The organism is Cohnella zeiphila, from assembly GCF_014212055.1.
Classification (GTDB): domain Bacteria; phylum Bacillota; class Bacilli; order Paenibacillales; family Paenibacillaceae; genus Cohnella; species Cohnella zeiphila.
In genome coordinates this window covers 48121-56535 of record NZ_JACJVO010000048.1, presented here as the reverse complement: position 1 = coordinate 56535, position 8415 = coordinate 48121, and the positions used below count along the sequence as shown (strand labels likewise).

The window sequence follows — 8415 nt, the reverse complement described above, 5'->3', positions numbered from 1 at the left end:
AAACATTAGCTGGTTTTTGCTGTTGTTGCTCAGGATCCCAACGCAAGGGAATTCCGCCTCTTATTTTTTCAAAGATCCGACGCGTCTGGAGAAGCCCTCTTAGAAATATCTCATTTCGCCGTAAAGAGAATGAGAGCTAAGAGGTTTGCCCATACTGATACTAGAAAACGAGTGTCAGGAGGACAACGGAGGATGTGGAAATGGGTCGAGTGGGCCGCCCGGCTGGTGGCCGGCGCCGTATTGCTGAGCTTCTTGTGCGTCTGGACCACCGGCTACATCGTGAACAGCTACGTACAGACGGTCTTGCAGGAGATGGATATTCCGCTGGACGTGCAGCCGTTCGCGCTGTCCGGCGTTTGGGGCAAGCTGTGGGGGGTGCACGAGCCGCCCAAAACCGCCGAGTCGGCAAGCGGGGAATCGGTCTCGCCATCGGAGTCGGCCGAGCCGACGCCGACGCCTTTGCCGTCCGGCACGCCGGATAGCGGTCAGACGCAGGGCGACGATTCCGCCGGAAGCGATTGGACATCGGATTTGCCTACGCCGACCCTGACCCCGACTCCCGCGGATTCGGGAGACGGAACCGGGCAAGCCTCGGACGACGCATCCGGATCCATCTCTTCGGGAACGGGCGACGAAACGGAGGGCCAAGGTTCCCCGGCCCCGCAAGGCGACAGCGGGACCGAGGCGGGGGCGGCCGGAGACTCCGGAACGGATGATGGCGCGGTACCCGTCTGGAACGCCGGATCGGCCGGGGAAGCGGGCTCCCTAAGCGACGCGGACCGGCAGAAGCTTTTCGCCGAAGTGGTGTCCAAGCTTAACGCCGATCAGCTGCAGCAGCTATCCTCTTATTTGGACGGCGGATTGACGGCGGACGAGCTGATCCAGGTACAGAAGCTGCTGAAGGGCGTCCTGACGGAAGAGGAGTACAATCAGGTGATGGAGAAGCTCCAGCCGACGTCGGATGCGCTAGTTCCATAGTCCTATCCATTCGAGCAAAACCGCCGAGACTCGGCGGTTTTTTCCTTTTTATGAGATATTCTTCATCTTGGATTTATTGATAGGTTCGTTAAAGATATGCTAAAGTTAAAAACAGGCTCCGACCGGAACCGGAATTACGTTATTAAACGGGAACGAAAAGGAGAAGCTCATGGCCGTTTTCAAGAATACGGATCGGACCGGCAAGACCCGAAACGTCCTGCGTCGAGGTCTTTCGCTCGTTCGATCAGGGTACTTGAAAGGACTAAACGCCTTCAAACCAAAGACCCATGTTTCGACAAAAACCGGCATTGCCCGCTATCGGACACCGGCGATCCTATCGGCCGCCGCTATCGTCGTCCTTGCGGGAGCCGCCTTCGGAACGAACCAATACGTTCAAGCCCATACGAATACGTACTACCAAGTAATGCTGAACGGCAAGCCGATCGGGGAGATCAGCAGCCAGAAGCTGGTCGAGGACGCCGTGAAGGCCAAATCGGAAGCGCTGGCGAAAGCAGACTCGAATGTCCATTATGAGCTGGATGACCATAAGGTTACATACGAGACTGTAAGTGCTTACAAAAAACAGCCCGACGACCAGGCAACGCTCGCGGCGCTTCAAAGCTCCCTGACGTCGCATGCGGTCGGCGTCAAACTGGTCGTGGACGGGAAGACGATCGCGATCGTCAAGGACAAGGAGACCGCGGACGACATTCTCGAGCGGGTGAAGGAGAAGTTCGTACCGGGCTCATCCGAGAAGAGCAATTCCAAGCTGTCGGTCCAGGCGCTGTCGTACAACGCGGCGAAGGAAGCCCAGCCGTCCCGCGTCGTCAAGTCGGTCAGCTTCGAGGAAGACGTGCAGACGATTCCGGCCGAGATCAACGCAAGCGATCTGAGCGATCCGGAAGACGTATACAAGAAGCTGACGACGGGCAATCCGAACAAGAAGACATACACGGTGCAGGCCGGCGATTGCATCGGCTGCATCGCCCAGAAGACGAAGGTGCCCACTTCCGTCATCTATGCGAACAATCCGTGGATCCAGGACGACTATATCCAAGTCGGCGATGTACTGGATATTACCCAGAATAATCCTGTGCTAAACATTCAGTCGGAAGAAGAAGTGACCCAGATCGAAGTCATCGACCCGCCCGTCGAGATCCGCAAAAGCGACGACATCAAGGCGGGGCAGCAGAAGACGCTGCGGGAAGGGACGAACGGCAAGCGCCAAGTCACTTACCGGCTGCTCAAGCGCAACGGGACGATGATCGAGGAAGAGCAATTGTCCTCCACCGTGCTGCAGGCGCCTGTCTCCACCATCATTCTGAAGGGGACCAAGGTCATTCCGAGCGAAGGCACGGGCAAGTTCGCTTGGCCGGTATCGGGACACAAGATTACCAGCTACTACGGCACGCGCTGGGGCCGCATGCACAAAGGTCTTGACATTGTCGGCAATCGGAACGTCATGGCCGCCGACAACGGCACGGTCGAATTCGTCGGCCAGAAGACGGGCTATGGCAATTGCATCATTATCAATCATAACAACGGGTTCGAGACGCTGTATGGCCACTTGAAGAGCTTCAACGTCAAGGAGGGACAGGTCGTCTCCAAGGGCGACGTCCTCGGCATTATGGGCGAGACGGGCGACGCCACCGGCATCCATCTGCATTTCGAGATTCATCTGAACGGGAAGCTTCGCAATCCGACGAGTTACTTGTAAGGTTAAGCGGAACAGAAGAGCAAACGTAAGAGACCGGCAGGGGCCCCTGCCGGTCTCTTACGTTTAACGGCGCAGTGAACATCGAGAGTCAATTGCAGGATACATCGATTCGATGTATTATTTATATCGAATCGATGTAACGGATCGATATAGAAAGGCGGTGTGCCGGAATGTATGATTTATTTGTCCTTGGCGAACTGATGGCAGAGGATAAGCACGGTTATGTTTTGCAGGAAAGATTGCAATACGCGGTAGGACCGAACCGAAAGATCAGTGCGGGCACGTTATATCCGCTCCTTACCCGGTTTGAGGAGAACGGGTGGATCACGCAGAGCGAGCAGAACGAAGGCGGCAGGGCGCGAAAGAGTTATCGTCTCACCGAGCTAGGACGCGAACGGTTTCACACGCTGATCGTCTCCCCAATTGAGAACCACACGGACGCCGAGCTTACGTTTCAGTTTCGGCTCGCCTATCTCCATTTTGTTCCCAAGGAAGCCCGGATTGCCTGTCTGAGGCAGTATATCCAGTATCTTCGGAATAACCTGAGATACGTCAACTCTTTATCCGAGATGATAGCTTCCAAAAAGATCGACGACAAGCAACTCTATCAGGTGATGCGCATGTTGGATCATCGCAAGCACATGATCCTCGCCGATATCGAATGGGTGGAGAAGGAAGCGGATCGAATCGAAACGGCCAAGGAGGGAATGGAATGAAACGTTTTTTGCTGTGTATGCCGGAAGAGTTGGTTGTCGCGGATGATCTTGGCGGCGCTTATCGGCTTCAGTACATGCTGCGGGGCATGCAGCCGACTTGCGCGGCAGCCGATCCCTTCGCGTCCGATCGGCTGTACTGCGGAACGGACGGGCAAGGACTATGGGTTAGCGATGACGGAGGAGATCATTGGACCTCGTTGCAAGATGGGATTCCCGACGGCACGATCACATCCGTCTTTGTTAGCCCGTCGCGAAGGAACGGCCGGTTCGGGGTCGTCTATGCGGGAACGGAATTAAGTTCGGTGTACGTCTCGGAGGATGGCGGAAGCCGGTGGACGGAATGCGGCGACATCCGTTCTCTCTCTTCTTATGCAAAATGGTCCTTTCCTCCGAAACCCGAAACTCACAACGTTCGAACCATCGCGGAGGATGCGGCGAGAGGCGGTCTTTATGTCGCCATCGAAGCCGGCGCGTTGATCCGGATGAGAGACAGCGGCGGGGAATGGATCGATACGGAGCCGGGTCATCCGCTGGACGCGCATGCGCTGATCACCCATCCGAAAAGGCCGAACCGCGTGCATGCGGCCTGCAGCGATGGCGTGGCCGTTCCCGGTCGCAGCGTTCTCGCAAGTCTGGACGGCGGCAATACCTGGGCGCCCGACAGCGACGGTTTGGAGCATCGCTATCTGTTCGGAATGGCTGTCGACTCCCATGATCCGGACATCCTGCTCGTTTCCGCTTCCGAGGATGCCCGTGCGGCTTACGATCATTCGGCAGCCCATTCCGTTATCTATCGAAAACAAGGCAGCCGGCCTTGGCGGAAAGTCCAACGGGGGCTTCCGCCGGCGCAAGGAACGATGGTCGCCAATTTGGCAGCCGACCCTGCCGAACCGGGCGTGTTCTATGCCTTGAACAACCGCGGGCTTTACCGGTCGGCGGATAGCGGGATCACGTGGAATGCCATGGAACTGGAGTGGAAGGAAGAATACATTCGCCAACAGCCTCATCGAAGGCATAGAAGCGCCTTGCTTGTCTTGAATAAGGATAGCGGCGGTTCGCGTTGAACGGGCATTATGTTAGAATAGAAGAGAATTTTAAATCGCTTCCCCTCAAGGAGGCTTCTTGCAATGCCTGGGAAAATATTGGTGGTCGACGATGAGCGGCCGATTGCGGATATTCTGAAGTTTAATTTGGAGAAGGAAGGCTACGAGGTCGTCTGCGCGTTCGACGGCGATACGGCGGTCCGCCTCGCGTTCGAGCTGGATCCGGATCTCATCCTGCTCGATCTGATGCTGCCGGGCAAGGACGGCATGGACGTCTGCCGCGAGGTGCGGGGAAGGCTGTCCACGCCGATCATTATGCTGACGGCGAAGGACACGGAGCTGGACAAGGTGCTCGGCCTGGAGCTGGGGGCCGACGATTACGTGACGAAGCCGTTCGGCACGCGCGAACTGCTGGCCCGCGTCAAGGCGCATCTGCGCCGCCAGCGGAAGCTGGACGCGCCGCGAGCGGAAGAAGAGTCCGGCGGCGAGCCGGAACGGCAAGGGCTGAGGATGTTCAACCTGTTCATCGACACGGACATGTACGTCGTGTACAAGAACGGCCAGCCGCTGGACTTGACGCACCGCGAATTCGAGCTCGTTCATTACCTGGCGCGCAACAGCGGCAAGGTGATGACGCGCGAGCACCTGCTGCAGGCGGTGTGGGGGTTCGAATATTTCGGCGACGTCCGCACGGTCGACGTGACGATCCGCCGGCTGCGGGAGAAGCTTGAGGACGACCCGAGCAAGCCGGACATCATCCTGACCCGCCGCGGCTTGGGCTACTTGATGCGCAATCCGAAGATGGCGCCGGGCGGTTATGGGGGATGAAGCTGCTTCAGCCGTTCCGCACGATACAGGCGAAGCTCATCATTATGGTGCTGCTTCTTATCCTGATCGCGCTGCAATTGATCGGGGTTTATTTTATCAGCACGATGAAGAGCTCGCTGATCAACTCTTTCACGAGCGGCCTGAACGATCAGGCGCGGCTGCTGACGGTGCTCGCCGCTTCGGAAATCCCCAAACAGGACAACGCCGGCAACGTGGAGGAAGGGACGAGCGTCTATCTGAGCCAGCTGGTAGGCAGCCTGTTCGGCAGCAGCGGCACCGAGACGCAGGTGCTCGATTCGAGCGGCCGCGTGCTGGCTACGTCGCTGGAAGAGCACCAGTCGTACGTGGGGCGCAAGAACACGTCGCTGCTGGTCAGCCGCGCGCTGCAGGGCATTAGCGACAATTCCGAGGAGATCATCGATTCCGACAACATTCGCAAGAAGGTCATCGCCAAGCCTGTCATGAGCGGCGACAAAATCGTCGGGGCGGTCTACATCGTCGCTTCGATGAAGGACTTGTACGTGACGGTGGAGCGGGTAAACCGCATCTTCGTCACGGGGATGCTGCTGGCGCTCGGCATGACGGCGCTGCTCGGCATTCTGATCGCGGGGACGATCACCCAGCCGATCAAGGCGCTGACCCGGCAGGTCGCGGCGGTCGCGGAAGGCCGCTTCGAGGAGCGCGTGCCGGTGCTCGGCAACGACGAGATCGGCCAGCTCAGCACCGCGTTCAACGACATGACCGACCGGCTCAGCGAGGCGCTGTCCGTCAACGAGGAAGAGAAGGAGAAGCTCGCTTCGATTCTCGCCAACATGAGCGACGGGGTGCTGGCCACCGACGAGATCGGCCGGGTCATCGTGGCCAACCGCCGCGCGCGGACGATGCTGGGGCTCGACGACATCGAAGGGAAGACCGTGTCCGAGACGCTGGACATCGACAAGCAGCCGGTGGCGGAAGCGCTGCAGGGAACGGAATCGCAGCTGCTCCTGCAGCGTTCGCTCGGGGAGGATGAGGACCCGCTCGTCTTCCGCGTGACGCTGACGCCGATTCGCCGCCGCGACAAAGGGGTGGTCGGCAGCATCGCCGTTCTTCAGGACGTGACGGAGTCGGAGAAGCTGGAGGAGTCCCGCCGCGAGTTCGTGGCCAACGTCTCCCACGAGCTGCGTACGCCGCTGACGACGATCAAGAGCTATGCGGAGGCGCTGGACGACGGCGCCCTCGAGGAGCCGCCGTTGGCGGAGCGCTTCGTCGGCGTCATCCGGAGCGAGACCGAGCGGATGATCCGGCTCGTGACGGACTTGCTCCACCTGTCGCGATTCGATTCGCGCCAGGCGCCGGTTCGCCGGCAGCAGACCGACATGGCGGAGATGATGGAGGAAGTGGTCGACCGCTTCTCCTTGCAGCTGCGGCAGAAAGCGATCACGGTCAAAGTGCAGGTGGAGCCCGATCTGCAGAAAGCGTGGCTGGACCGCGACGGCATCGACCAGGTGCTTGACAACCTCGTCTCCAATGCGATCAAGTACACGCTCGACGGCGGCTCGATCTCGCTCTCGGCCCGGCTGAACGAAGCCGGCCAATTGGCCGTGGCGGTGAGGGACACCGGGATCGGCATCCCGAAGAAAGATCTCGGCCGCATTTTCGACCGGTTCTACCGCGTCGACAAGGCCCGTTCGCGCAGCATGGGCGGGACCGGCCTCGGCCTGTCCATTGCCCGGGAAATCGTGCGGGCGCACGGGGGAACCATCTCGCTCGAATCCGAGCCGGGCGTCGGAACGACCGTGACGGTGATGCTTCCTCCGGCGCAGGAAGGAAGTGAGCATCCGTGATCGAGAAGGGCAAGACGGTTCTGCTCGCCGCACTGGTGCTGATCAGCTTGATCCAGAGTTATTTTCTCGCATACAGCATGCCCAGCATGGAAGCGAACGAGCGGACGGAGCAGGACTACGTGAAGACCGATTCGCTCGGCCCGGAGATGAAGGTAGAACAGCTGCTGCTGCCGGAGGAGCTCGTCGTCCATATGGGCGGGGACAAGCACACCGTGTTCTATCCGAACGATTCCTTCTACGACCGGGTGCTCGACAAGCTGGTGGCCCGCGAGTTCAAGGGGTTCCAAAGCGATTCGGTCGATTCGATCGATTGGGACCAGGTGCGGCGCGACGACCCGGGCATCGAGGTGCGGTTCGCGCGGGCGATTCCGTTCGAGCTGCTGCAGCGGGTTTTCAAGATCGATTCGAACTTCCTGTTCTCGGCCGACTCGATCAGCCGCATCTGGATCTTCGCGCGCAAGGACCGGGACGAGGTGCGGACGTTCTTCTTCAGCGCCGACGGCCGCAACGTCTATGAAGCGCTGCGCGCGGATTTGACGGTGCAGGACGTCAACCAGTATACCGGCTTCGGCCAGTACTGGACGCCGTTCTCGTACTGGCAGAACGGGGTTTACGTGCCGGAGAAGCCGAGGTCGTACGGTTCCGCGGACGTTCCGTTCACCCGCTACACGCCGGACCAGATCGAGCGCAACCTGTTTTTCGATCCCGGCACGACGCGCATGATCCAGGACCGGCAGGACGGAACGCAGATTTACACGGACGGCAAAAAAGGGCTGCAGATCGAGCAGGCCGGCGGATGGATGTCCTATACCGACCCGGCCGCCCCGACGGACAGCCAGAACGACCTCGGCGACAATATCGCCAGCGCCGTTCAGTTCGTGAACCAGCACGGCGGCTGGATCGGCAGCCACCGGTTCGTGCGAGGCGAAGGCACGTCTGCCGACAGCGTCATCCGGTTCCAGCAGTATTACAAAGGCCTTCCGATCCTGCCTGCAAGCGGCTTCCGCTTCGGCTACATTCAACTGACGATCCAGCAAGGGTTCGTCTCCTCCTACGAGCGGTCGCTGCTCGTTCTGAACGAGCAGGAGCGCAAGGACCTGGCTCCGCGGCAGCTGTCCGCCGGCAGCTCCTTGCGCAATAAGGTCCAGGCGGCGGCGGGAGCCGAGGTCGTCGAGTCGATCTTCCCGGCGTTCCGGCCGACGCTCCAGAAGGATTCCGTCAGGATGGAGCCCGTCTGGGCGATTCGGCTAGCGAGCGGCGAAATTCGGGCCGTTCCTTGATCGGCCTGAAGAAGTTCGAAGAAGCTC

At 59.6% G+C, this 8415-nt stretch carries 7 protein-coding genes; all 7 read left to right on the top strand.

What is annotated here, in order from left to right:
• Window positions 1-192: 192 nt before the first annotated feature.
• The 7 genes from H7C18_RS31420 (at window position 193) to H7C18_RS31390 (ending at window position 8388) form a co-directional block, all read left to right on the top strand.
• The gene (locus H7C18_RS31420; protein WP_185133083.1) at window positions 193-978 is read left to right on the top strand and encodes a hypothetical protein; all 786 of its coding nucleotides are present in this window, start codon (window positions 193-195) and stop codon (window positions 976-978) included.
• Window positions 979-1147: 169 nt separating this feature from the next.
• Window positions 1148-2695 (top strand): M23 family metallopeptidase, encoded by a 1548-nt coding sequence (locus H7C18_RS31415; RefSeq protein ID WP_185133082.1) that lies wholly within the window; start codon window positions 1148-1150, stop codon window positions 2693-2695.
• 170 nt (window positions 2696-2865) lie between these two features.
• Complete coding sequence (locus H7C18_RS31410; protein WP_185133081.1) at window positions 2866-3411, top strand: PadR family transcriptional regulator; 546 nt, start codon at window positions 2866-2868, stop codon at window positions 3409-3411.
• Window positions 3408-4475, top strand: a complete 1068-nt coding sequence (locus H7C18_RS31405; protein WP_185133080.1) for a WD40/YVTN/BNR-like repeat-containing protein — start codon at window positions 3408-3410, stop codon at window positions 4473-4475. The genes H7C18_RS31410 and H7C18_RS31405 overlap by 4 nt, the downstream gene beginning before the upstream one ends.
• 63 nt (window positions 4476-4538) lie before the next feature.
• Window positions 4539-5282, top strand: coding sequence for a response regulator YycF (gene yycF, locus H7C18_RS31400; RefSeq protein ID WP_185133079.1), 744 nt, complete (start codon window positions 4539-4541; stop codon window positions 5280-5282).
• Complete coding sequence (gene walK / locus H7C18_RS31395; RefSeq protein ID WP_185133078.1) at window positions 5279-7108, top strand: cell wall metabolism sensor histidine kinase WalK; 1830 nt, start codon at window positions 5279-5281, stop codon at window positions 7106-7108. Before yycF ends, walK begins: the two co-directional genes overlap by 4 nt.
• The gene (locus tag H7C18_RS31390; protein ID WP_185133077.1) at window positions 7105-8388 is read left to right on the top strand and encodes a two-component system activity regulator YycH; all 1284 of its coding nucleotides are present in this window, start codon (window positions 7105-7107) and stop codon (window positions 8386-8388) included. The genes walK and H7C18_RS31390 overlap by 4 nt, the downstream gene beginning before the upstream one ends.
• Window positions 8389-8415 lie beyond the last annotated feature (27 nt).

Bases quoted from the DNA above. Each gene is read 5' to 3' on its own strand.
- H7C18_RS31420 (WP_185133083.1), top strand. From the start codon at position 193: ATGTGGAAATGGGTCGAGTGGGCCGCCCGGCTGGTGGCCGGCGCCGTA.
- H7C18_RS31415 (WP_185133082.1), top strand. From the start codon at position 1,148: ATGGCCGTTTTCAAGAATACGGATCGGACCGGCAAGACCCGAAACGTC.
- H7C18_RS31410 (WP_185133081.1), top strand. From the start codon at position 2,866: ATGTATGATTTATTTGTCCTTGGCGAACTGATGGCAGAGGATAAGCAC.
- H7C18_RS31405 (WP_185133080.1), top strand. From the start codon at position 3,408: ATGAAACGTTTTTTGCTGTGTATGCCGGAAGAGTTGGTTGTCGCGGAT.
- yycF (WP_185133079.1), top strand. From the start codon at position 4,539: ATGCCTGGGAAAATATTGGTGGTCGACGATGAGCGGCCGATTGCGGAT.
- walK (WP_185133078.1), top strand. From the start codon at position 5,279: ATGAAGCTGCTTCAGCCGTTCCGCACGATACAGGCGAAGCTCATCATT.